The organism is Flagellimonas profundi, from assembly GCF_017313275.1.
Lineage (GTDB): Bacteria > Bacteroidota > Bacteroidia > Flavobacteriales > Flavobacteriaceae > Flagellimonas > Flagellimonas profundi.
The window spans coordinates 223,728-244,195 of sequence record NZ_JAFLNM010000002.1 but is presented as its reverse complement, the minus strand read 5'-3'; the positions used below and the strand labels follow the sequence as shown (position 1 = coordinate 244,195).

Annotated in this window: 26 protein-coding genes and 1 tRNA gene; 10 read left to right on the top strand and 17 right to left on the bottom strand. The window is 42.3% G+C overall.

The features are described from left to right. Positions 1–8: 8 nt before the first annotated feature. The 4 genes from J0654_RS10070 to J0654_RS10055 all read right to left on the bottom strand — a co-directional run bounded on the left by J0654_RS10070 (position 9) and on the right by J0654_RS10055 (position 3,442). On the bottom strand, positions 9–1,022 hold the full coding sequence (locus tag J0654_RS10070; RefSeq protein ID WP_207028528.1) for an aspartate-semialdehyde dehydrogenase: 1,014 nt from the start codon (positions 1,020–1,022) through the stop codon (positions 9–11). Positions 1,023–1,210: 188 nt separating this feature from the next. Then, complete coding sequence (mscL, locus tag J0654_RS10065; protein ID WP_207028520.1) at positions 1,211–1,618, bottom strand: large-conductance mechanosensitive channel protein MscL; 408 nt, start codon at positions 1,616–1,618, stop codon at positions 1,211–1,213. A 77-nt stretch (positions 1,619–1,695) separates the two neighbouring features. Further along, positions 1,696–2,805 (bottom strand): alanine racemase, encoded by a 1,110-nt coding sequence (alr, locus tag J0654_RS10060; protein WP_207028518.1) that lies wholly within the window; start codon positions 2,803–2,805, stop codon positions 1,696–1,698. Beyond that, positions 2,798–3,442: a thymidine kinase gene (locus J0654_RS10055; RefSeq protein WP_207028516.1), complete on the bottom strand. Its 645-nt coding sequence runs from the start codon at positions 3,440–3,442 to the stop codon at positions 2,798–2,800. The genes alr and J0654_RS10055 overlap by 8 nt, the downstream gene beginning before the upstream one ends. A 156-nt stretch (positions 3,443–3,598) precedes the next feature. Here J0654_RS10055 and J0654_RS10050 point away from each other — a divergent pair, with 156 nt between their 5' ends. Beyond that, positions 3,599–4,288, top strand: coding sequence for a hypothetical protein (locus J0654_RS10050; protein WP_207028514.1), 690 nt, complete (start codon positions 3,599–3,601; stop codon positions 4,286–4,288). A gap of 48 nt (positions 4,289–4,336) precedes the next feature. Further along, complete coding sequence (gene rsmI, locus J0654_RS10045) at positions 4,337–5,008, top strand: 16S rRNA (cytidine(1402)-2'-O)-methyltransferase (protein WP_207028513.1); 672 nt, start codon at positions 4,337–4,339, stop codon at positions 5,006–5,008. Positions 5,009–5,016: 8 nt separating this feature from the next. Here rsmI and J0654_RS10040 read toward each other — a convergent pair whose 3' ends face one another. After that, entirely contained in the window at positions 5,017–5,619 is a 603-nt protein-coding gene (locus J0654_RS10040; RefSeq protein ID WP_207028511.1) for a carboxymuconolactone decarboxylase family protein, read from the bottom strand. 57 nt (positions 5,620–5,676) lie between these two features. Between J0654_RS10040 and J0654_RS10035 the strand changes: the two genes are divergently transcribed. The 4 genes from J0654_RS10035 to J0654_RS10020 all read left to right on the top strand — a co-directional run bounded on the left by J0654_RS10035 (position 5,677) and on the right by J0654_RS10020 (position 9,834). After that, positions 5,677–6,099: an OsmC family protein gene (locus J0654_RS10035; RefSeq protein ID WP_207028509.1), complete on the top strand. Its 423-nt coding sequence runs from the start codon at positions 5,677–5,679 to the stop codon at positions 6,097–6,099. A 99-nt stretch (positions 6,100–6,198) separates the two neighbouring features. Beyond that, on the top strand, positions 6,199–6,870 hold the full coding sequence (locus J0654_RS10030; protein ID WP_207028507.1) for a lysoplasmalogenase: 672 nt from the start codon (positions 6,199–6,201) through the stop codon (positions 6,868–6,870). Positions 6,871–6,879: 9 nt separating this feature from the next. Continuing rightward, complete coding sequence (gene recJ, locus J0654_RS10025) at positions 6,880–8,568, top strand: single-stranded-DNA-specific exonuclease RecJ (RefSeq protein WP_207028505.1); 1,689 nt, start codon at positions 6,880–6,882, stop codon at positions 8,566–8,568. A 6-nt stretch (positions 8,569–8,574) separates the two neighbouring features. Beyond that, complete coding sequence (locus J0654_RS10020; protein WP_207028502.1) at positions 8,575–9,834, top strand: MFS transporter; 1,260 nt, start codon at positions 8,575–8,577, stop codon at positions 9,832–9,834. Here J0654_RS10020 and J0654_RS10015 read toward each other — a convergent pair. From J0654_RS10015 to J0654_RS09990, 6 genes are all read right to left on the bottom strand, one after another. After that, complete coding sequence (locus tag J0654_RS10015) at positions 9,831–10,589, bottom strand: UDP-2,3-diacylglucosamine diphosphatase (protein ID WP_207029587.1); 759 nt, start codon at positions 10,587–10,589, stop codon at positions 9,831–9,833. The two genes, J0654_RS10020 and J0654_RS10015, sit on opposite strands and share 4 nt — an antisense overlap. A 14-nt stretch (positions 10,590–10,603) precedes the next feature. Then, positions 10,604–10,870 carry a type II toxin-antitoxin system RelE family toxin gene (locus J0654_RS10010; protein ID WP_207028500.1) on the bottom strand — a complete coding sequence of 89 codons (267 nt, stop codon included), beginning with the start codon at positions 10,868–10,870 and terminating at the stop codon, positions 10,604–10,606. Beyond that, positions 10,867–11,127, bottom strand: a complete 261-nt coding sequence (locus J0654_RS10005; RefSeq protein WP_207028498.1) for a hypothetical protein — start codon at positions 11,125–11,127, stop codon at positions 10,867–10,869. Before J0654_RS10005 ends, J0654_RS10010 begins: the two co-directional genes overlap by 4 nt. A 158-nt stretch (positions 11,128–11,285) precedes the next feature. Next, positions 11,286–12,053 carry an enoyl-CoA hydratase/isomerase family protein gene (locus J0654_RS10000; protein WP_207028496.1) on the bottom strand — a complete coding sequence of 256 codons (768 nt, stop codon included), beginning with the start codon at positions 12,051–12,053 and terminating at the stop codon, positions 11,286–11,288. A gap of 34 nt (positions 12,054–12,087) precedes the next feature. Beyond that, on the bottom strand, positions 12,088–13,422 hold the full coding sequence (locus tag J0654_RS09995) for an MATE family efflux transporter (RefSeq protein ID WP_207028494.1): 1,335 nt from the start codon (positions 13,420–13,422) through the stop codon (positions 12,088–12,090). Positions 13,423–13,434: 12 nt separating this feature from the next. Continuing rightward, positions 13,435–13,935, bottom strand: a complete 501-nt coding sequence (locus J0654_RS09990; protein ID WP_207028493.1) for a GNAT family N-acetyltransferase — start codon at positions 13,933–13,935, stop codon at positions 13,435–13,437. Positions 13,936–13,988: 53 nt separating this feature from the next. Between J0654_RS09990 and J0654_RS09985 the strand changes: the two genes are divergently transcribed. From J0654_RS09985 to J0654_RS18425, 4 genes are all read left to right on the top strand, one after another. After that, positions 13,989–14,786, top strand: coding sequence for a universal stress protein (locus tag J0654_RS09985; protein ID WP_207028491.1), 798 nt, complete (start codon positions 13,989–13,991; stop codon positions 14,784–14,786). Positions 14,787–14,843: 57 nt separating this feature from the next. Next, positions 14,844–14,917, top strand: a tRNA-Ala gene (locus tag J0654_RS09980). 193 nt (positions 14,918–15,110) lie between these two features. Then, a complete protein-coding gene (locus J0654_RS09975) occupies positions 15,111–15,365 on the top strand; it encodes a GIY-YIG nuclease family protein (protein ID WP_207028481.1) in 255 nt (84 codons plus the stop codon). Positions 15,366–15,599: 234 nt separating this feature from the next. Beyond that, on the top strand, positions 15,600–15,839 hold the full coding sequence (locus tag J0654_RS18425; RefSeq protein WP_207028479.1) for a GIY-YIG nuclease family protein: 240 nt from the start codon (positions 15,600–15,602) through the stop codon (positions 15,837–15,839). A 47-nt stretch (positions 15,840–15,886) separates the two neighbouring features. Here J0654_RS18425 and J0654_RS09965 read toward each other — a convergent pair whose 3' ends face one another. The 6 genes from J0654_RS09965 to J0654_RS09940 form a co-directional block, all read right to left on the bottom strand. Further along, positions 15,887–16,405 carry a DUF4304 domain-containing protein gene (locus tag J0654_RS09965; RefSeq protein WP_207028478.1) on the bottom strand — a complete coding sequence of 173 codons (519 nt, stop codon included), beginning with the start codon at positions 16,403–16,405 and terminating at the stop codon, positions 15,887–15,889. An 85-nt stretch (positions 16,406–16,490) separates the two neighbouring features. Next, complete coding sequence (locus J0654_RS09960; RefSeq protein ID WP_207028476.1) at positions 16,491–17,282, bottom strand: hypothetical protein; 792 nt, start codon at positions 17,280–17,282, stop codon at positions 16,491–16,493. A gap of 100 nt (positions 17,283–17,382) precedes the next feature. Continuing rightward, the gene (locus tag J0654_RS09955; protein ID WP_207028473.1) at positions 17,383–18,252 is read right to left on the bottom strand and encodes a HEPN domain-containing protein; all 870 of its coding nucleotides are present in this window, start codon (positions 18,250–18,252) and stop codon (positions 17,383–17,385) included. A 111-nt stretch (positions 18,253–18,363) separates the two neighbouring features. Next, positions 18,364–18,807: a hypothetical protein gene (locus J0654_RS09950; RefSeq protein WP_207028472.1), complete on the bottom strand. Its 444-nt coding sequence runs from the start codon at positions 18,805–18,807 to the stop codon at positions 18,364–18,366. A 113-nt stretch (positions 18,808–18,920) separates the two neighbouring features. Further along, entirely contained in the window at positions 18,921–19,718 is a 798-nt protein-coding gene (locus J0654_RS09945; protein ID WP_313783640.1) for an RluA family pseudouridine synthase, read from the bottom strand. 137 nt (positions 19,719–19,855) lie between these two features. Next, the gene (locus J0654_RS09940) at positions 19,856–20,275 is read right to left on the bottom strand and encodes a hypothetical protein (RefSeq protein WP_207028470.1); all 420 of its coding nucleotides are present in this window, start codon (positions 20,273–20,275) and stop codon (positions 19,856–19,858) included. Between the last annotated feature and the right edge of the window lie 193 nt (positions 20,276–20,468).

The following is a 20,468-nucleotide window of genomic DNA, read 5'->3' as shown; positions in this document are numbered from 1 at the left end:
ACCCTTATTTACGATACGGTTTGAGAAGTTTTCGAAACCAAATTGTTTTCCACCAAATATTCCGCAATCTGAACAGCATTGGTAGCGGCTCCCTTTCTTAGGTTGTCCGCCACGATCCACATGTTCAAAGTATTGGGCTGGGTTTCGTCCCTACGGATTCTCCCAACGAAAACATCGTCCTTGCCATTGGCATAAACAGGCATGGGGTAGGTGTTGGTTTCAGGATTGTCCTGCACGACAATTCCGGGAGTCGCGCTCAGGAGTTGTCTTACTTCCTCCAAATCAAAATCGTTATGGAATTCTACATTCACGGATTCGGAGTGACCTCCAGCGGTTGGGATTCGAACTGCGGTTGCAGTAACCGAAAACGTACGGTCGTCCAATATTTTTTGAGGTTCACGGGCCAATTTCATTTCTTCCTTGGTATACCCGTTTTCCAAAAACACATCGCAATGGGGCAATGCATTACGGTTGATGGGGTGGGGATAAGCCATTTCCCCCTCGATTCCTGCAGCTTCGTTCTCCATTTGTTCAACTGCCTTTACCCCGGTACCGGAAACGGACTGGTAGGTAGAAACAACCACTCGCTTCATTTGATATTTTTTGTGCAAAGGATCCAAAGCAAGTACCATTTGGATGGTGGAGCAGTTGGGGTTGGCTATAATTTTATCCTCGGCCGTCAGTTCGTTTGCGTTGATTTCGGGAACCACCAATTTTTTGGTCGGGTCCATACGCCAAGCGGAGGAGTTATCGATTACGGTAGTACCAACCTCTGCAAACTTGGGGGCCCACTCCAAAGAGGTGTCACCTCCTGCGGAGAAAATGGCAATATCGGGTTGAGCCGCTACGGCATCCGCCAAACCGATTACCATATGTTCCTCACCTTTATAAGTAAGCTTTTTACCCACGGATCGTTCCGAGGCAACCAACAACAATTCTGAAATAGGGAAGTTTCGCTCCTCCAACACTTTCAACATGACTTCGCCTACCATTCCGGTGGCACCAACAACTGCTACTTTCATTGTAAAAATATTTCTTGACGCAAAGGTACTTCAGTCAGCGAGTTAAACAAGCTTTTTTAGCATCAATCAATAAAAAATAACAAAATGTTATAAATAAAACAACCATCAACATGTTAGCGAAACACATTGATGGTTTTTAAGGGTTATTGTGATGTAGCGGCGGTACCGAAATACAGTACCAACGATTTTTATTTCTTCAACAGATCTCGGATTTCCGCCAACAGTTCCTCTTGGGTCGGACCCTTTGGAGGTTCTGGTGCAGGCTCTTCTTTTTTCTTCATTTTGTTCACTCCTTTTACAATGAGGAACATAACGAAAGCTACAATAATGAAGTCGATGACATTGGTGAGGAAAGCACCGTAAAGCACGGCTATTTCACCAACAATCTCTCCCGCATCATTTGGGGCCCCTTCGGTGATAACATATTTCAAATCGTTGAAATCTGCGTTGAACAATAATCCGATCAAGGGGGAAACTATACCTCCCGTGAACGATGATACCACTTCCTTAAAAGCGGCACCCATGACGAAACCTACGGCGATATCCACCAGGTTTCCTTTCATGGCAAAATCTTTAAACTCTTTTAAAAATCCCATTTTTATAGTTGAGTATTGGTTAATCAGAGACAAATTAAGCAAAAAAGTGGTTTGTCAGCGCTTTCTCGCAACAAAAACTATTTTTTAATAACCTCTCTTTTTACCCTTTGTGAAATGGCGGTTAGGATTTCGTAAGAAATGGTATTCGCAGTGGCCGCAAAATTTTCGGCGGAGTTTTGGGGTCCGAACACAATCGCTTCATCGCCTTCTTTGCAATCAATTTCGGTAACGTCCACCATGATCATGTCCATACAAACGTTGCCCAAAATGGGTGCTTTTTTATTGTTGATGGTCACAAACCCCTTGCCTTTCCCGTACTGTCGGCCAATGCCATCGGCGTGTCCGATGGGTAGCGTGGCGCTCTTGATCGGCTGGTCGGACTTAAAAGCACGATTGTATCCTACGGATTCGTTGGCATCAATTTGATGGATTTGTGAAATAATGGTTTTTAGGGTGGCAATAGGTTGTAGCTCTTTATCCACTTGGGCTTGGTTGCCATACCCGTACAGCCCTATTCCACTACGGACCATCTCAAACTGGGCCTCTGGATAATTAATGATGCCCGAAGTGTTCAACATGTGTCGCATGGGAGCATAGCCCAACTTGTCCATGAGCGTATTGCTCATCTTTTTGAAGGAACTGATTTGATTCAGGCTGAAATCACGCTCGTTTTTATCTTCAGAGGCGGCCAAATGTGAAAATGCAGAAACTATTTTGATGCATTTGCTATGCATGGTCTCTTCGGCAATAAAATTTACATCCGCCTCGGAAAAGCCCAAACGGTTCAAACCTGTGTTGAATTTTATATGGACCGGGTAATCGGTCTGTTTTTGAGCTTTGGCCGCTTCCCGAAATTGTTCAAGGATATTCTTGGAATAGATACTCGGCTCCAAATGGTTCGCGATCAAATCATCAAAATTGGAAGCCAAGGGATGTAATACCAAAATAGGAAGCTGAATACCTGCTTCGCGCAACAAAACCCCTTCGCTTACATAGGCAACTGCCAGATAATCGGCCCCCAATTGCTCTAGTTTTTTGGCTATGGTCACCATGTCGCTTCCGTAGGCAAAAGCCTTTACCACGCCTAAAAATTTGGTTTCAGGCTTTATTTTGGATCGCAAGTAGTTGTAATTGTGTTCCAAGGCCTCAAGGTCCAAGACCAAAGTTGTTTCCCCGACCTTACTCATTGGGCTTTTCTTTTTTGGACGTTACTTCTTCGGAATCCACATCCATTCCCTTGATTTTTTCACGCAACATGGCCTTGTAAAAAGCAGCTCTGCTCAAAGGCTCATATTCCTCTGTTTCACCAAGTAATACCAAATTGTCGTTAAGGGACTTTCTAAAACTATAGTTGGCCAAGTTGCCCGTTCTGGTGCATACAGCATGCACTTTGGTCACATATTCCGCTGTGGCCATCAATGCCGGCATGGGGCCAAAAGGATTGCCCTTAAAGTCCATATCCAGGCCCGCAACCACCACGCGCACCCCTCGGTTGGCCAAATCGTTGCATACGGTTACGATTTCATCATCAAAAAATTGGGCCTCGTCTATGCCGATAACATCACAGTCGTCCGCCAAAAGCCTAATATTGGCCGCTGCGGGAACAGGGGTGGACCTAATTTCGTTGGAATCGTGGGAGACCACCATCTCTTCATGGTAGCGGGTATCCACAATAGGTTTAAAGATTTCCACTTTTTGCTTGGCAAATTGGGCGCGTTTTAGCCTCCGGATAAGTTCTTCGGTCTTTCCGGAAAACATGGAACCGCAAATCACCTCAATCCATCCAAACTGTTCTTTATGATTGACCGTGTTTTCGAGAAACATACCGTATTTTTGAAAGAAATTGTTTGTTTTCCCGTTATATGGGAACAAGCACAAAGCTACTAAAAAATTGCACCCCTGTTTTCAATAAGATTTTAACCTTTTGTTGATAGGGTATTGGCAAAATCGTTATATTTTTATAGGTAAAGAAGAAAAGCTATGATACGGAAATTGAGGGAAGAGTTGATCAAGTTGTCCACAGAGATAATCACGGCAAGGGAGGATACCGATCTTGCGGCACTTTATGAGAAGTCCAAAGAGATTTATGAAAAGTTGGCCGTTCTGAAATTCATAGATGAAAAATTGAGCGATGTTGAGGTGGATGTCTCCCAAAATGTGATAGCCTCAAGGTTTGAGAAAATGGCCAATGCCGTGTTGAGCGGAAATACCTCCGTACCAGAAAGTAACCCACACCAAGAAGATATTATGACCCCGGGGATGGACACCATAAAGGACATGGTCTCCGAGATGCCCTCCAATACCGACTTGGAAAAGGTGTTTGCCGAGTTTGTGGCCAAACCCGATTTTATGAAGAACGATAAGGAAAACTTGGCTCCCAAAGAAGAAAGTGTTGTATCATCGCAACAGAAGAAGCCAAAATCCTTGAACGATAAGCTGGCCAAAGATTTTCAAGTTGGGCTCAACGATAAATTGGCCTTTGTAAAACATTTGTTCAACAACAGTATGGAGGATTATACTCGAGTGCTTTCCCAACTCACTACCATAGATTCGGAGGAACGTTCCATTGCATTCATCAATAATATGGTAAAGCCCGAGTACAATAATTGGGAAGGCAAGGAAGAGTACGAAGCCCGTTTTTTGGCGCTTATCGAGAGAAGATTCGCATAAATTCATTTTTCCAAGATTAATTTAAATGGAAGACCCTAACTTTGGTCCATGGGAAAGTTATATCTAGTTCCAACGCCAATCGGAAATTTGGAGGACATAACCCTTCGTGCCATTAAAGTGCTCAAGGAAGTGGATGTGGTTTTGGCCGAAGACACCCGAACCAGCGGAAAGCTGCTCAAGCATTACGAAATAAACACTCCTTTGCAGAGCCACCACATGCACAACGAACATAGACAGGTTGATGGACTGGTGCAAAAAATGAAAGAGGGAACTACTTACGCACTTATTTCCGATGCGGGTACCCCGGCCATTTCCGACCCGGGATTTTTATTGACCCGCGCTTGTGTTGAAAACAATGTTGAAGTGGAATGTTTACCTGGAGCAACAGCTTTTGTTCCCGCCTTGGTGAACAGCGGATTGCCCAACGATCGATTTGTTTTTGAAGGTTTTTTGCCCTTAAAAAAGGGACGCCAGACCCGACTTTTGGAACTTGCCGAAGAAACCCGCACCATGGTTTTTTACGAATCCCCTCATAAACTCATTAAAACCTTGACCCATTTTGCTGAGTATTTTGGGGAAGACAGACCAGTCTCCGTATCCAGGGAATTGACCAAATTATACGAGGAAACGGTTCGAGGAACCGTTACGGAAGTATTGGAGCATTTCAAAAACAAGCCACCTAAAGGTGAATTTGTGATTGTGGTCGGCGGAAAAAAATAACGGTCTCGTTAATATCGGGAACCATCGTGCTTCCCTTTTTCCCAACCTACTTCGCCCAAATATTTTTCTGCACTTTCCACGGCACCGTCTTCAATGTTGGTTCCCATAGAATCGTTCCAGCGATTGAGGTACCCAAAAAGTGAGATTACCCCCATCATTTCCACGATTTCCCCATCGTTCCAATGTTGGTGCAACCGCTTTTTAATGTTTGCATTAACGGTATTCGGAACCTGTGAGGCCGCCAAGGCAAAATCCAGTGCGGCCCTTTCCGCATCGGAAAAAGCACTATGGGTCCTATATTCCCAAATATTGTCCAATTGCTCTTGTTTTGCGCCATAACGCTCCGCTGCCCTAATGGCATGCGCCTGGCAATATCTACAGCCCGTAGCGTTGCTGCTTACCCAAGCAATCATTCGTTTCAATGCAGAAGTTACACGACCCTCATTGGTCATTACGGCTTTGTTAAGGTTAATGAACGCTTTGGATATCGCCGGTCTGTGCTGCATTGTTAGCACGGAATTGGGACAGAACCCAAGTGTTTCGTTAAAGAACTCGGCCAGTTCTCTGGTTTCGGGGTCGTGATCGGGGGAAAGGGGGTTTACTAAGGCCATGTATGAGATTTTATATTGTATTTTTGATACCCTTACAAGAAACAAAAATTTAATTTCATGACAAATCACGTTACTACTACATGGTTGGGTGGAACCACTTTTGAGAGCACAAATCCTTCTGGTCACACCATTAAAATTGATACATCCCCAGAACATGGAGGAGGAGGTGGGGGACTACGCCCCAAGGCATTGATGCTAACTTCCTTGGCAGGATGTTCAGGACTGGACGTAGCCTCACTTATGAAAAAAATGAAGCTTGAAGTGGATGAGTTTAGGATAGAGACCATCGCCAATCTTACCGATGAGCACCCTAAATACTATGACTCCGCAGTGATCGAGTATCATTTTACAGGAGCCAACCTCAAGGAGGAAAAGCTTAAAAAAGCCGTAGATCTTTCCGTAGAAAAATATTGCGGTGTTATGGAAATGTTCAGAAAATTTGCCAAATTGGACATTAAGATTTTCTATCACAAGAAATAAGCAAAGCACCAAGGGCAATAACCTCTAGTTCCTTTTTGGTGACACGGGCTTTTTAATCAAGCCTTTGTTTTTCGCTGTCAACATTAAAATTAAGGTCAAATGTGGCTAAAAAAGAATGGGTTATATCTGCTGTTGGCAATTTCAACCACTCTAGCAATACTGGGTGTGGCTACCTCAAACTTTATCTTTAAATCAGGTACCGCAAGCATGGGGATTATTATCATCCTTGTGCTTAATCGCCAATTAAAAAACAGCGCTAAGGATACTTGGTGGATTTTTGCGGCATTTTTGTTTTCCATCGTAGGGGATTGGTTTTTATCCAACATGAACGGGAACAGCCTCATGTTCATAAAAGGAATTGCCCTTTTTTTTCTGGCGCATGTAGGGTATTTGCTTTACGCTTTGTTCAACGGCCATATAAAAGTAGTCTTCACTGGAATTTTGCTGGTGGCCTATTTGGCATTTTTCTTTTTGGTGCTCTATCCCAATTTTACCGATGTTCCTTTGATGGTCGCATCTTTGGTGTATTTGCTCATCTCCTGTTTTTCTTTGGGAGCGGCCGTTGGGATGAGGGGTGGCCTAGCCGCAAAACAAGGTTTTATTTTGGGGATTTCCCTGATTATTTTTTCTGATACCATAATTGCTTTTAAAGAATTTGTGGATTATCATACCTTCGATTTTCTGATTACACCAACCTACTACCTCGCCCATATTTTTATTACATTTTCACTCATCAAAAGATTTGAAAGCAACCTCCCAAATCCAAATTAATAACCTGATATGCGTTGGACCATAAAACCAAAACCTGAACAAGAATCCATTGACCATCTTTCTGAAGCATTGGGAGTAGATGATTTGGTAGCTCAATTATTGATTCAGCGGGGAATAACCAACTACGAAGAGGCCAAGGCATTCTTCCGCCCAGAACTGAGCCAATTGCACGATCCTTTTTTGATGAAGGACATGCAAAAAGCCGTTGAGCGGATAGACCAGGCCATGTCCAATGGGGAAAACATATTGGTTTATGGGGATTATGATGTGGATGGAACCACTTCGGTAGCTTTGATGAGCTCCTACCTATTGGAAACCTATCCTAATGTAGCGACCTACATACCCGACCGTTATTTGGAGGGATACGGTGTTTCCTTCCAGGGAATCGATTTTGCTGCGGACAATGATGTTAGCCTCATGATTGCCCTGGATTGTGGCATCAAGGCCATTGACCAGATAAAATACGCCAAGGAAAATGGTATTGATGTCATCGTTTGCGATCACCACCGACCGGGCCAAAAATTGCCCAATGCCGTTGCGGTTCTAGATCCCAAACAGGACGATTGTGCATATCCGTACAAAGAACTTTGCGGATGTGGCGTTGGCTTTAAACTGATTCAGGCGCTGGCTGTCAAGCAGGGAAAGACCGTTGATGACATTTTGCTTTATCTGGATCTAGTGGCCACCGCCATTGCAGCGGATATAGTTCCGATTACAGGGGAAAACCGTGTACTGGCCTATTATGGACTGATGGTCATCAACGAAAACCCGCGAACAGGGATCAAAGCACTGATCGATCAAACAAAGAAACGGGAACTTACCATTACGGATGTGGTGTTCATGATTGCCCCTCGAATCAATGCCGCAGGCCGGATGAAACACGGTCAACATGCCGTTGCTTTGCTTACCGAGACCAACTTTACCCAAGCCCGGCAGTTTGCCTCAGAAATTGAACTGTTCAATACCGAACGGAGAAGCTTAGATCAGGAAATCACACAAGCAGCCCTGGTGCAAATCAAAGAAAACAAGGAAGAGGACAAGTACACATCGGTAGTTTATAACGAAAATTGGCACAAAGGTGTAATAGGCATTGTAGCATCACGATTAACGGAAACGTATTACAGACCTACCTTGGTTTTTACTAAAAGCGGCGATAAATTGGCAGCTTCCGCCCGTTCGGTAAAGGGTTTTGATATTTACAATGCGCTAGAGGGTTGTTCCGATTGTTTGGAACAGTTCGGGGGGCACATGTATGCCGCAGGACTTACCTTGTTGGAAGAGCAGTACGAAGCCTTTAAAGAACAATTCGAAAAAGTGGTGTCGGAAACCATCGACCCAAAACTGTTACAGCCCGAAATTTCTGTGGATGCCAAAATCTCAATGCATCAGATTACGCCAAAATTGATGCGAATCTTGAAGCAATTTGCCCCGTTTGGCCCTGGAAATATGACCCCTGTTTTTATGGCCGAAGGATTAAAGGATACGGGCTATGCCCGCGGAGTTGGGGAAGGTGAAAAACATTTAAAATGCAGTCTCTATCAGCCAGGTTCCAATCCCATTGGGGGCATTGGTTTTAATTTGGGTGATAAATTAGCCAGGGTTAAGGGAATAAAACCGTTTGATGCCGTATTTTCGTTGGACGAAAATGAATGGAACGGAACGGTGAGCCTTCAACTAAAACTAAGAGATATTCGCTAGCTATTTATGGACCCCTACGCAGCACTTCGCTATAAGGAATTCAACATATTTTTAATTGTTCGCTTTGCCATGGTATTTGCATGGTCCATGCAGTTTATTGTTATTGAATGGCAAGTCTACTCCTTGACCAAAGACCCACTTTCATTGGGTATTATCGGATTGATGGAAGTGATTCCAGCGGTGAGCATGGCCCTTTTTGCAGGTCATATTGTTGATCAACGGGAAAAAAGAAACCTGTTGGTTACTTGTATTGCCGGATTCTCGGTGATCAGTCTTGGGCTGTTCTTGTTGAGTTGGCCAGGGCTTGAAGAAGCATGGGCCTCTAAAACCATACTGTATTCCATATATGCCTTGGTATTTTTAGGTGGATTTGTGCGCTCGTTTTTAGGCCCCACCATATTTTCGTTGATTGCGTTGATCGTTCCCAAAAAGATATATCCGAATGCAGCTACCTGGAGCAGTTCCACTTGGCAGTTGGCATCGGTTTTGGGACCTGCGCTGGCAGGATTTTCCATTAGTTGGATCGGAGTGCATTGGAGCATGTGCGTTATTTTCGGGTTTTCTTTATTCGCTTTGATCTTTCTATTCCAGATACCCAAAAAACCCATTATGAATCCAAAAATTGGTGAGCCTGTATTCCAAAGTTTACGGGATGGACTCAAATTTGTTTTTGGAAACAAGGCCATTTTTGGGGCGCTTACTTTGGATATGATCGCCGTACTTTTTGGTGGTGCCGTGGCCCTATTGCCCGTTTATGCCCAGGATATTTTACATGTGGGCTCCGAAGGATTTGGAATTTTAAGGGCGGCCCCAGCTGTTGGAGCTTCCATTACCATGTTGGGCTCCACGAGGTTTCCGCTGCACAGAAACGCTGGTAAAAAATTGCTGATGGCGGTGTTTGCTTTTGGAATATGCATTATCGTTTTCGGATTGTCGGAACTGTTTTGGTTATCGGTGATCGCCCTGTTCCTCAGTGGTGCCGTGGATGGTGTTTCCATGATCATTCGCCAGACCATTTTACAATTAAAGACTCCTGACAATATGCGCGGCAGGGTGGCTTCCGTAAATTCCATGTTCGTGGGTTCGTCCAATGAGTTAGGCGCTTTTGAAAGTGGATTGGCCGCTAAACTATTGGGAACTGTAACTGCGGTGGTTTTTGGTGGATGCATGACCTTGCTTACGGCCGGTACAACCGCAATTGTATCGCCGACCTTCAGGCGATTGGACCTTCAGGATGATATTGATTTGCACGAAAAGGAGGATTAATCTTCCAGTTTCTCCAAAGTCAACTTTTCCCCATCAAAAACAGCGTAGGTAAAATAGGAAATCCAATCCCCAAGATTGGTGTAGGTGGACTTTTCGTTGAGTTTGATTTCCATGGGCAGGTGGCGATGACCAAAAATAAAATGATCATAGTGTTGTTGCTCCAACTTGCGCTTGGCATATAAGATCAGCCATTCCTTGTCCTCGCCCAAGAATTTGGCATCAGCTTCGCCAGAAATTATCTTATTGTTCACGGATAGATGTTGCCCTAAACGAACGCCCAAGTCCGGGTGCAGCCACTTAAAAAACCATTTTGCGACCGGATTGGTAAACACCTTTTTCATGCGTTTAAAACCTTTGTCGTGTGGACCCAAGCCATCGCCATGGCCGATAAAAAAGGAAGTATCGTTGATAAGGAACTGCTGCGGTTTGTGGTACACGGGAATGTTGAGCTCTTCTTCAAAATACCCGTTCATCCAAAGATCGTGATTGCCCACAAAATAGGAAATGGGAATGCCCATATCCGATAGTTCGGCGAGTTTCCCCAAGGTACGTGTAAAGCCTTTGGGAACCACGGTCTTATACTCGAACCAAAAGTCAAAAAGGTCGCCCATTAAAAAAATGGCCGCGGCATCATCCTTAATGGAGTCGAGCCAGGCCACAAATTTTTTCTCACGGGGCAAACTGTCCTTTCGGGTGGGTGCCCCGAGGTGGTTATCGCTCGCGAAATAGACTTTTTTGCCTTTAGGAAGTGAGATGTTGTCCAATGGGTCTACGGAAAAAGTTTATAGATGTCATTTCGTTTTACAAAACGAGACAATATTAGGGTATTGTTTTCGTAATAAAAACCAAGTCGGTATGAACCTATTCGCATTCTGAAAGCATTCGGGTGTCCTGCTAGTTTCTTAATGGATTTAAGCTCGTCCAAAACCTTGGCCTCTTTCATTTCGAGAATGATAAGCTTCAACTTTTGCTTTATCTTTTTATCATTAATCTTTCTTAAATCTTTTTCAAGTGATTTATGATATTTGATTTTCATTCATCAAGAACTTTAAAGACATCTTCCTCACTGACAAAGTCTTTTTTGTCTGTTTGTTGCATCAAAAGTAGAAGCCCAAGGTCTTCCTTCTCTTCTTCTGATAGCTTTTCGAAACGTTCCAGTTCTTTGTTTTTCACATATTCAACCACAGCCTTTTCCATCAAGGCCTTAACGCTCAAGTTTTCAAAAGCGGAAAGCACTTTGAGTTTTACTACCAGTGACTTATCGACTTCAATCAGTTTTTTAACATGTCCCATAAAACTTGGTCTCTCAAATTCTATACCAACAAATATATAAAATATATATTATATATATTATTTTTTGTAACGTCGGTTGCTTCGTACTCTGTTGACCACATACACCACAATCACGAAAAGGGCCAATATGGGGAACAATAAATCAGTCATAATTTCTTTTATTTTTTAAACTTTTCCAATGCTTTTTTAGTGTTTGGGGAGAGTGCCAATCGTCCTGATGCTTCGGCACGCTCCAACAATAGGTCGTCCCAGTGCTCGGTTCCTTCCCACAATACTTTTTTCATTTCAGCGAGAGCTTCAGGGTTATAGGTTGCCAGTTTTTGCAGATGAATTTCCAGCTCTTTGTCCATTTCGGAAATGGAGTCGTATACCTTGGCGTAGAGGCCTTGTTCTTTGGCCCAATAGGCGTTTTTCCACTCCGTGGGATACAAAGTAAGTTCTGCCAAAGCGGCTTTTCCCATTTTACGTTCCACGGCGGGAGCGATAACAAACGGACCTATTCCTATGGAAATCTCGGATAGTTTGATGGCTGCTGCTTCGGTTGCGTGCACATAATCGCAGGCCGAGGCCAATCCGACCCCGCCACCAACGGTTTTCCCTTGGACCCGACCTATGATTGGTTTGGGACACTTGCGCATGGCATTGATCACATTGGCGAAGCCGCTAAAAAACTGCTTGCCTTCTTCCAAATTCGAAACGGCCACCAATTCATCAAAAGAGGCACCTGCACAAAAAGCTCTTTCCCCTTCGGATTTTAAGACAATAACCGAAACCTCATCGTTAATCCCGAGCTTGTCAAATTCCTTGGCGAGTCTGGCCAATAATTCGGACACAAAGGAGTTACTGGCCGGATGGCCAAATTCGACCGTGGCAATCCTATTTTCTATATGGGTATATAAACTTCCGTTGGTTCTATCTGTTGTCATTAAAATTGATTATCAGATGTCTGTGGGCACTAAATTAAGGGTTTTGCACCAAGGGTCTGAACTTTCTTCTAAATTTCCAGACCAGGGAGAATCCGCGAATCATCATCCAGACCACAAAGGCGATCCAAATGGCATAAAAACCAAGACCTAGGTACATGCCTAGGTAAAGACAAGGAATAAACCCTAAAAAGGTAGCGGCCAGGAGCACATTACGCAGATATTTCATTTCGCCCATGCCTTTGAAAATCCCATCAAAAATAAAGGCCAAAGTGTTCATGGGCAATCCTAAGATCACGATATAAAAAATGCTGTAGAAGGTGTTGAGCACGATTTCCTCATTCGAAAAAAGGTGACCAATGGGGCGATACAAAATAAAACCGATGCACATGAGGGCAAGACTTACAACCATTCCGTATTTAAATATGGTCTTGGCGAGTTTCCATAGCCCATCGTAATCCTCAGCGCCCAACAGTTTACCTCCCATACTATTGCCCGCTGCGGCGTAGCCATCAATAAAAAATGCGGCGAACAACCAAAGGTTAACGGCAATGGTGTGGGCCCCTATAAAGCGGTCGCCCAATGTGGTGGCTTCACGCACGGCCAGCATCAAGGCGGCATTGAGTGCCAGGGTCCTCACAAAAAGGTTAAGACTCATAAAAATAAGTCGCTTGATCTCTTTGTTCAGCGGAAAGGTCAGTTTCATGCTGATGTCCGTCTTCTTCACCAATAAAATAAGCGCCAATATGGCCATTATGGCCTGGGCAATTAAACTGGCCCACGCCGCACCTTCCAAATACAGTGCGGGAACAAACCCTTCTATTCCGTATACCAAAACAAAGTCCAACAGGATGTTGAGACCCGCACCGAGCATAGCGATGACCATGGGGTAAAAAGTGTTCTGCAACCCGCGGAATATACCGAACACGGCAAAGGTGAACAGGGTGAGTGGGAACCCCCAAACCCGAATGGAATAATAGGAAACGCAGTATTCCAAGATTTTTCCCGATGCATTGAAGAGCGTAAAAATCTCCTCGATCACGAAAATGGTGGTGAGCAGTACCACAATGCTCAAAAGAATGTTGAGGAAAATGGCCTGCGCGGGCATATTTTTAACCTCGTCCAGTCGTCCTGCACCCAAATATTGCGATATAATGGCGGAAATGGAGCTACGGGTCTGGCCCAGTACCCAAATAAGCATGGACAAAAAGGAACCCACGATTCCGGCTGCCGCAAGCGATTCCAGACCATCTACCGGAATATTGCCCACTATGGCCGTATCCGTAATGGAAAGGATAGGTTCTGCAATGCCCGAAATGGTTGCGGGAATTGCCAATTGGTTAATGCTCCTAAAATTTACCTGTGTGCTCAAATCGGGCGCAAGTTACAGCACTAATTCATAACAATGAAAAGGATGCTCGCTTTGTTTGGGAAAGAAGATATTGCCGAGTTTTTGATACCCTCTTTGTTCGTAAAAACGTTGGTTTCTTTTGTTCTGCGAAAAAGTGTCCAAGCGCACAGAGATAAAACCTTTCTCTTTGGAAAAGTTTTCGGCAAAATCCATAAGTTGTTGGGCCAGTCCCTTGCCTTGAAGGTCTGGGTGAACCGAAAGGCGGTGGATATAGGTGCTGTTCCCGTTTGGGGTCAGCCATTGTATGGGCTTGTATTCTTCATCCATTACAGTGGAAATGACGATGGTACCCTGAACGGCGTTATTTTCTTCTATCACAAAAAGTTCATCCCGTTCAATGTCTTTGATGAACGCCTCTTCGGACGGATAGTGCTCGTTCCATTGAAAAATACCGTTCTCCTGCATTTTTTTGGCACAAGCCTGGGTTATGGTCAAGATATCGGGTATTTCAGATATCTTTGCACGTCTTATCATTGATTCGTTTCAATTAAATTGTAAATTTAAGGTTTAATCGTAATCACCAAACCATGAACAATATACTTGTACCCATTGGAACTTCTCCAGATTCTTCCCAAACATTGCAATACGCTGTTGACTTTGCCTCAAATTTTGGAGCGCAGGTCTATGTAATGGATGTGTTTAATGTAACTACGGCCGTAGGAAGCTTGGCCAATGTTGAAGAAAAGGTGGCCAAGAGCAGCAAGGAACACTTAAAAGAGGTGATAGACCAAGTGGACACCAAAGGGGTGCAGATAAAAATGGCCACGTACAATGGTGATATCATTGATGGTCTAAAGAGCATCAACAAGGAACTTGGAATAGACCTGATCATTATTGCACCCAGAAGTAACGATATTCAAGAAGAACTTTACTTGGGCAATACTTCGGGCAGGATCATAAAACAAACCGAGATACCTACATTGATTGTCCCCAAGGGAACAACTTTTACACCTATAAAAAAGATATTGACCGCGTTTGGGTCTGGAATCTTAAAGCGAAGCAGTATTTTGACCCCATTGGTTATGATCAAAAACAAATTTAGGTCAGAAGTAAGTCTGTTGTTGGTAAAGAGACCTGGATATACGGAGGACGATCTTAAGGTGAACACGGCTCTAATGGATTTAAGCTCACATTTGTCCATTACCGAAAACGGAACCACGTATTTGGGAGTAACGGAATATTTCCAAAAGGAACACCCGGATATGTTGTGCGTATTCCGTAGAAAGCGTGGGTTCTTTAAAAAACTATGGGAAAAGAACACGATACCAAAGTCGGAATTCTTTGTAAAGATACCCGTACTGGTACTTAGCGTTAAAAAAGATTAAGGAAGCGGCGCAATTTTTGATACTTTCGGAAAAAAGTAGTTATTTTGCGCTCACTTTGGGGGATTAGCTCAGTTGGCTAGAGCGCTTGCCTGGCAGGCAAGAGGCCACCGGTTCGAATCCGGTATTCTCCACTAAACTCTTAAAAGCACCTCATAAACGGGGTGCTTTTTTTGTTGAGGTTGTTGTATTTGGGGGAAATCAAAGGATAGAGCGTTCCGAAGGCATTCGGAAAGGCCACCGGTTCGAATCCGGTATTCTCCACGATCAAGCGCAAGGTATTGCGTTTAAAACGAATAAAAGCACCTCATTTGGGGTGCTTTTTTTATGGAATATTTTGTTTACATATTATATAGCCAATCCATCGATAAATTTTATGTTGGACATTGTCAGAATTTGGAAGATAGAATAAACCGACACAATGGTGGCAGGTCCAAATACACAAAAATCGCTATGGATTGGGAAGTAAAGTATACCGAGAGTTTTTCTACAAGGGGCAGAGCTATGGAGAGGGAAAGGGAGATCAAAAGAAAAAAAAGTAGAAAGTACATTGAATTTCTCATTTCTGAAGATAAAGGCTAGAGCGTTCCGAAGGCATTCGGAAAAGCCACCGTTCTCCCGATATATATCGGGACGGTATTCTCCACTAAATTCTTAAAAGCACCTCATAAACGGGGTGCTTTTTTTGTTGAGGTTGTTGCGTTTGGGGAAATCAATGGCTAGAGCGTTCCGAAGGCATTCGGAAAGGCCACCGGTTCGAATCCGGTATTCTCCACTAAATTCTTAAAAGCACCTCATAAAAGGGGTGCTTTTTTTATGGAATATTTTGTTTACATATTATATAGCCAATCCATCGATAAGTTTTATGTTGGACATTGTCAGAATTTGGAAGATAGAATAAGCCGACACAATGGTGGCAGGTCCAAATACACAAAAATCGCAATGGATTGGGAAGTAAAGTATATCGAGAGTTTTTCTACTAGGGGTAAGGCTAGAGCGTTCCGAAGGCATTCCTTTTGGTTGCTTGTTTTCTTAAAAGTAGGGAATTTAGCTTAAGGCAGGAGGAAACAATGAATTTTAGCTAGTGTTGTAGGCAGTGTTTATTATTCCGTATTTAAATTCAAATGTCGTTTTACTGGTAAGAATATGTCATTCAGGTGTTTTCTTGTTTTCAGTTCCTTTATAACGTCTTCTTTTTGATTAATTCCGTTAATTTTAGGCAAAAGCAAGTTGTTAATGAAATGCTCTAGATTTTGGTACCGTTCGATTGATTCAAGTGAGTTTTCTAAATCTAATGTCCTTATCAACAGGTCGTTTTCCTTCCGTTTAAAAGAGTCCAATCGATTCCAAATGTGCATTGTAACTTTTTTATAGTCCAAGTCCTTAAAATTAAATCCATAATTTAGGTAGTAGCTGTTACTGTAATTGGATTTTTGAAGCTCAATAATTTTCTCTAACTCTTCTGTTTGCGATATCCATTTATTTCCCTTTTTTTTGAATCCGAGAGGTTTCAAAAGTCGGTTAATTTCAGATTTGAATTCCGCGTTTGTCATTTTTTCAACATTGCCTACAACGATACCGTATAACCGCAGTTGCGAGCTTTTCGGTTTAAGCTTTTTCAATTATAAATATATAGTTTTTTGTAATCCTTTTCATTGGATTAATAATCACTAGCAATGGCGGTTACACATTGTTGGCAAAAGTTTTTTATTCATAATATTCATATTGATATTCTTTTTTCCATATCAAATTTCCATCTCTATCTTTAGAAATAACTTTCATTAAAAGTCCATTAGAATATTCGTAAAAACTTTGGCTGAGCACAATTCCTTTTTTGTCAGTCTTTATGGTTTTCAAAATCTGACCTATTTTGTTTCGTTCATATTGAAAAATGATTGAATCCAGACTTTGATAAACAAATTCACCATTTTTATACTTGTACTTTAGTTCGTTATTAGCTGTAAATCCAAATATCATTTCCCCTTTCTTTTTATAGAAAAACTCTATTTCGTTGTCAAGGTTAGTGACCTTACTTACTCGATTGTTTTCGTAATGGTAGTTTTGAGATTCTTCTAATAAAAACTCAGTTGAGTTTGAACTTTTATAATAGTCCCGACTTTTTATAAGTCTATAGTCAGAATCATATTCGTATTCTGTAAGGTCTTGGTCATTTTCGTCTAGCCAAGTCCATTCAGTTCGAATAGTTTGATGGTTGTCATTATATTTATAATTGACTTCCCAAGCTGCTGTTGAGTCATCATAAAATTCTTTTTCCCAGACTATATCTCCATTTTTTGCGAAGTTTTGAATTAGCTCAACATAGTCTTCTTTAATATCTCCATTTTTGTCAAATTCCTTTGTAAAAACTTTTAATGACTTTACTTTATTATTCTCAAAAATTTTGTGGTACGAATTATCCAAATCATAGAAATCTTTTTCTTGTCCAAAAGAAAAAACTGGAATCAAAAGAAGTAATATGAAATTCAGTGTTCGGTTCATTCAAATTGTTGCCAACCTGTTTATTTAATCAACTTTCCTCGGCATATACCATCACAAGGGTAGGCTAGGCCCAAGTATGGTAATTTTTTTCGCTGTACTTTCACCCCTCCCCGATCTCCTTGATTTTTTCAAGGCAGATGCCCTCGGTCAGGTGTTGTAACTCCGCTACCTTGGCCGATAAATACTCCAGATCGGCTCGAGTAACGTGGTATTCCTCCATTTTGTAGCGGGCATCTATGTAGGCGCGCTTCAACAGCTCAAACAACCTTTGTTCTTCTTCGGTCTGTTTTGGAAAAACGGCAAACCTTTGGTCACACATGTCCACTTTTATGCCCAAGGTCTCCAAATTGTGGTCTTTGGGGCGGTAATCCGTGAACACCAATAATATGGTGGTGTAAAACTGTTCAGTGGCTTGATGCAGGTAAAAAGCTGCTTTATGAAGACTTTTTCTATCAAAGGCATGCTTAAAATCTATTAGAAAATCACTGGCACTCGTAAACCACTGGTCAAAATGTTCCTGTGCCTTTTGTTGGCTCTCTTGTGGCGTCAATACCTTGGGCGTGGCCAGCTCAAACTTTTCCGAGTTGTACAGCACAACCCCCTCTTTTTTAATGTCCTTAAAAAAGTAATTGCCAAGGCGCAGGGCTTGGTTCAGGTGTTTTATGCCGTGGAATATGATGTTTACAGGTGTGCTTATCTTTCCGGTGGTGATCAGTTCTTGCTTTACCTTGTCCTCTATCCGAAACTTTTGTTTCAGGTCCTCATGGGTGAGCACTACCAAAATGTCGTAGTCGCTCCGGTACTCGTAGGTGATGCCTTTTTCCACATAGGTGTCCTCCACCCAATTGCCCCGTGCGTAGCTGCCAAAGAGCAGCACCATTTCCACTTCCTTGAAGGAGGATAGTAGGGTGGTCAGGAGGCCCAGTTCCTTTTGTTTGGATGGGGGCAGATGGTCTAAAGATTTGTTCACCCATGCAAAGTAAGAAATAATTTGGTTGTTGGGTGTGAGAGGTTGTTAATGAATTCTAGGGGAGTTTAAGTAGAGTAAAATGATTGTACAGTTAACCATGCAACCTATTAATTACTGACGTTCGGCAATTTTTGCAGCATCTTTAAGCTCAGCACAATGCTTAAATTCTTGTTCCTTCTCTTTATTAGCCATTAGTTTTATTAACTCAACTCGGTTATCAGGTATTTTCCTGAGCTTTAATCTAACTCCCGTAAATTCCTTGGAAACCCGACTTTCAAAGATGTTTTCAAATTGTTCCTTTTTTTTGAAAACAGAGGAATCAAGCACATAAACTCCTTGTTCAGATTTCAAATACCAATTAAAAGCAGTGCTAGGGTCCATTAACGATTCAAGAAAGGCTTTACAATCGACACAAGTAAAACTATGTTTTATCCAATCGAATCCATTCCCGAACTCCAATCTAAGGAATTCATCTTCTTGTATAATGAACTCATTATCAACTTCTATTAAATGATGAATTTTATTTTTTTTGTTTATTGAAAAAAGCTTGATCATTTGTGCTTATAACTTACTTAATCATGGGAAGATGGAACTTTCCTTATATCCCTTAAATATACTTCTTTATAGGATATCAACTTGCGGCAGTTGGAGATACTTCAATGTAAGTGCTAATATGTTGAAAATATCTTCTTGAACTTCCTTGGTAATTCATCCGTTATATGGATGTGCTCGTTGGTAAAAGGATGCTCAAATTCCAGTGCATAGGCATGCAGGTACAAACCTTTGCCTTTTAAAAGCAAGCCCTCCAAAGCATAATCCTTATCTCCGAGAATGGGATTTCCCAAACCGTGCAAATGCTTTCGCAATTGGTGTCTTCTGCCTGTTTTTGGGTGTAATTCCACCAAATTCAGTGTCCCGAAACGTTGCGAGGGCACGGACTCGAGTACTTTATATTCCGAATGGGATGGTTTCCCGTCTATTTCGGCAGTGATGGTTCCGCTTTGCTTCATATTCTCAATAGTAACCGCGTAGTAGGTTTTAGAAATAAACTTATCCTCGAACATTTTGTTCAAAGCGCGGATGCTGCTGTTGGTTTTGCCTACCAACACAATGCCCGTTGTGGCATAATCCAATCGGTGAACAGGTTGTGGTGTTGTAGCGCCCGAAAGCTGACTGGGCCCCAGGTTTTGTGGCAGGGCATTGGCCAAGGTCTTGAACTTGTTGCCACTTACTTCGATACCGGCAGGTTTGTGCACGGCCGCGAGATATTCGTCCTCAAACAAGACTTTTAACGGAAAATCGAGCTGCTTTTTTGGCTTTGTTTCTGTTGGAATACGGAGCGTGATGTGTTCTCCACCGTTGATCAAGGTTGCTGTGGAGGCAATAACCCCATCTACGGTAATGTGCTTTTTCTTTAGCGCTTTTTTAAGGGCAGATTTGGTAGGTATGGCCTCAAAAATTCCCACGCCATATTCCTGTAACCGCTGGGGAGTGGCAATGTTCGGGACGATATGGGTTTCGGTGGGGTTGATGAATTGTTTGATTTTTTATTGGCCTAGGATACAAGAATATCAAAGTGGGTTAAAACATCTGAAGGCTAAATTTAGTTATCTAAAGTATCATATTTTAAAAATGGCATTAATCTTTCTAAAATCTGTTTGTCCAAAAAAGCAGCAGTTAACGAGCCCAATGCATACATAAGAATATCAATCCAATCAAACGTTGAACCAAAAAAGTAAATACCAAAATATTGCATGATTTCACTAAAGGTCATCACACAAAAACAGATAATTACCTTTATATACCATTTTCTAAGAAACCGGAATTGAATTTCGTTCATCCACAGCGAAAAATAAGCTGCGAAAGGTATCATGATGTCCGAGGCAAAACTATAATAATACTTATATGCGTTCCCAGACAAATAACTTCCAACCCTAAATGCATGGATTGCGGCAATCGTCAATAGAATCGCAACTCCAATACGTGTTCGGGTTCTTTGGTTTTGATTATTGCTGACGCCCATTTTAGTTGTTTGTACGCTATTCCTCAATTTATATCTTAAATCACCTCTGGACCCAAGGAGCCCTTCCTTTTTCTAGCATCATTTATCATAAATGTACCATTTTTCAAGAAAGGCAATAATAGTTTGAACAACCCTTAAACATTAACCATCCTTTAGGATGGATTTTTTGTATTTGGCCACTGCTTTTTTGAAC

Bases quoted from the DNA above. Each gene is read 5' to 3' on its own strand.
- J0654_RS10070 (WP_207028528.1), bottom strand. From the start codon at position 1,022: ATGAAAGTAGCAGTTGTTGGTGCCACCGGAATGGTAGGCGAAGTCATG.
- mscL (WP_207028520.1), bottom strand. From the start codon at position 1,618: ATGGGATTTTTAAAAGAGTTTAAAGATTTTGCCATGAAAGGAAACCTG.
- alr (WP_207028518.1), bottom strand. From the start codon at position 2,805: ATGAGTAAGGTCGGGGAAACAACTTTGGTCTTGGACCTTGAGGCCTTG.
- J0654_RS10055 (WP_207028516.1), bottom strand. From the start codon at position 3,442: ATGTTTCTCGAAAACACGGTCAATCATAAAGAACAGTTTGGATGGATT.
- J0654_RS10050 (WP_207028514.1), top strand. From the start codon at position 3,599: ATGATACGGAAATTGAGGGAAGAGTTGATCAAGTTGTCCACAGAGATA.
- rsmI (WP_207028513.1), top strand. From the start codon at position 4,337: ATGGGAAAGTTATATCTAGTTCCAACGCCAATCGGAAATTTGGAGGAC.
- J0654_RS10040 (WP_207028511.1), bottom strand. From the start codon at position 5,619: ATGGCCTTAGTAAACCCCCTTTCCCCCGATCACGACCCCGAAACCAGA.
- J0654_RS10035 (WP_207028509.1), top strand. From the start codon at position 5,677: ATGACAAATCACGTTACTACTACATGGTTGGGTGGAACCACTTTTGAG.
- J0654_RS10030 (WP_207028507.1), top strand. From the start codon at position 6,199: ATGTGGCTAAAAAAGAATGGGTTATATCTGCTGTTGGCAATTTCAACC.
- recJ (WP_207028505.1), top strand. From the start codon at position 6,880: ATGCGTTGGACCATAAAACCAAAACCTGAACAAGAATCCATTGACCAT.
- J0654_RS10020 (WP_207028502.1), top strand. From the start codon at position 8,575: ATGGACCCCTACGCAGCACTTCGCTATAAGGAATTCAACATATTTTTA.
- J0654_RS10010 (WP_207028500.1), bottom strand. From the start codon at position 10,870: ATGAAAATCAAATATCATAAATCACTTGAAAAAGATTTAAGAAAGATT.
- J0654_RS10005 (WP_207028498.1), bottom strand. From the start codon at position 11,127: ATGGGACATGTTAAAAAACTGATTGAAGTCGATAAGTCACTGGTAGTA.
- J0654_RS10000 (WP_207028496.1), bottom strand. From the start codon at position 12,053: ATGACAACAGATAGAACCAACGGAAGTTTATATACCCATATAGAAAAT.
- J0654_RS09990 (WP_207028493.1), bottom strand. From the start codon at position 13,935: ATGATAAGACGTGCAAAGATATCTGAAATACCCGATATCTTGACCATA.
- J0654_RS09985 (WP_207028491.1), top strand. From the start codon at position 13,989: ATGAACAATATACTTGTACCCATTGGAACTTCTCCAGATTCTTCCCAA.
- J0654_RS09975 (WP_207028481.1), top strand. From the start codon at position 15,111: ATGGAATATTTTGTTTACATATTATATAGCCAATCCATCGATAAATTT.
- J0654_RS18425 (WP_207028479.1), top strand. From the start codon at position 15,600: ATGGAATATTTTGTTTACATATTATATAGCCAATCCATCGATAAGTTT.
- J0654_RS09960 (WP_207028476.1), bottom strand. From the start codon at position 17,282: ATGAACCGAACACTGAATTTCATATTACTTCTTTTGATTCCAGTTTTT.
- J0654_RS09950 (WP_207028472.1), bottom strand. From the start codon at position 18,807: ATGATCAAGCTTTTTTCAATAAACAAAAAAAATAAAATTCATCATTTA.
- J0654_RS09940 (WP_207028470.1), bottom strand. From the start codon at position 20,275: ATGGGCGTCAGCAATAATCAAAACCAAAGAACCCGAACACGTATTGGA.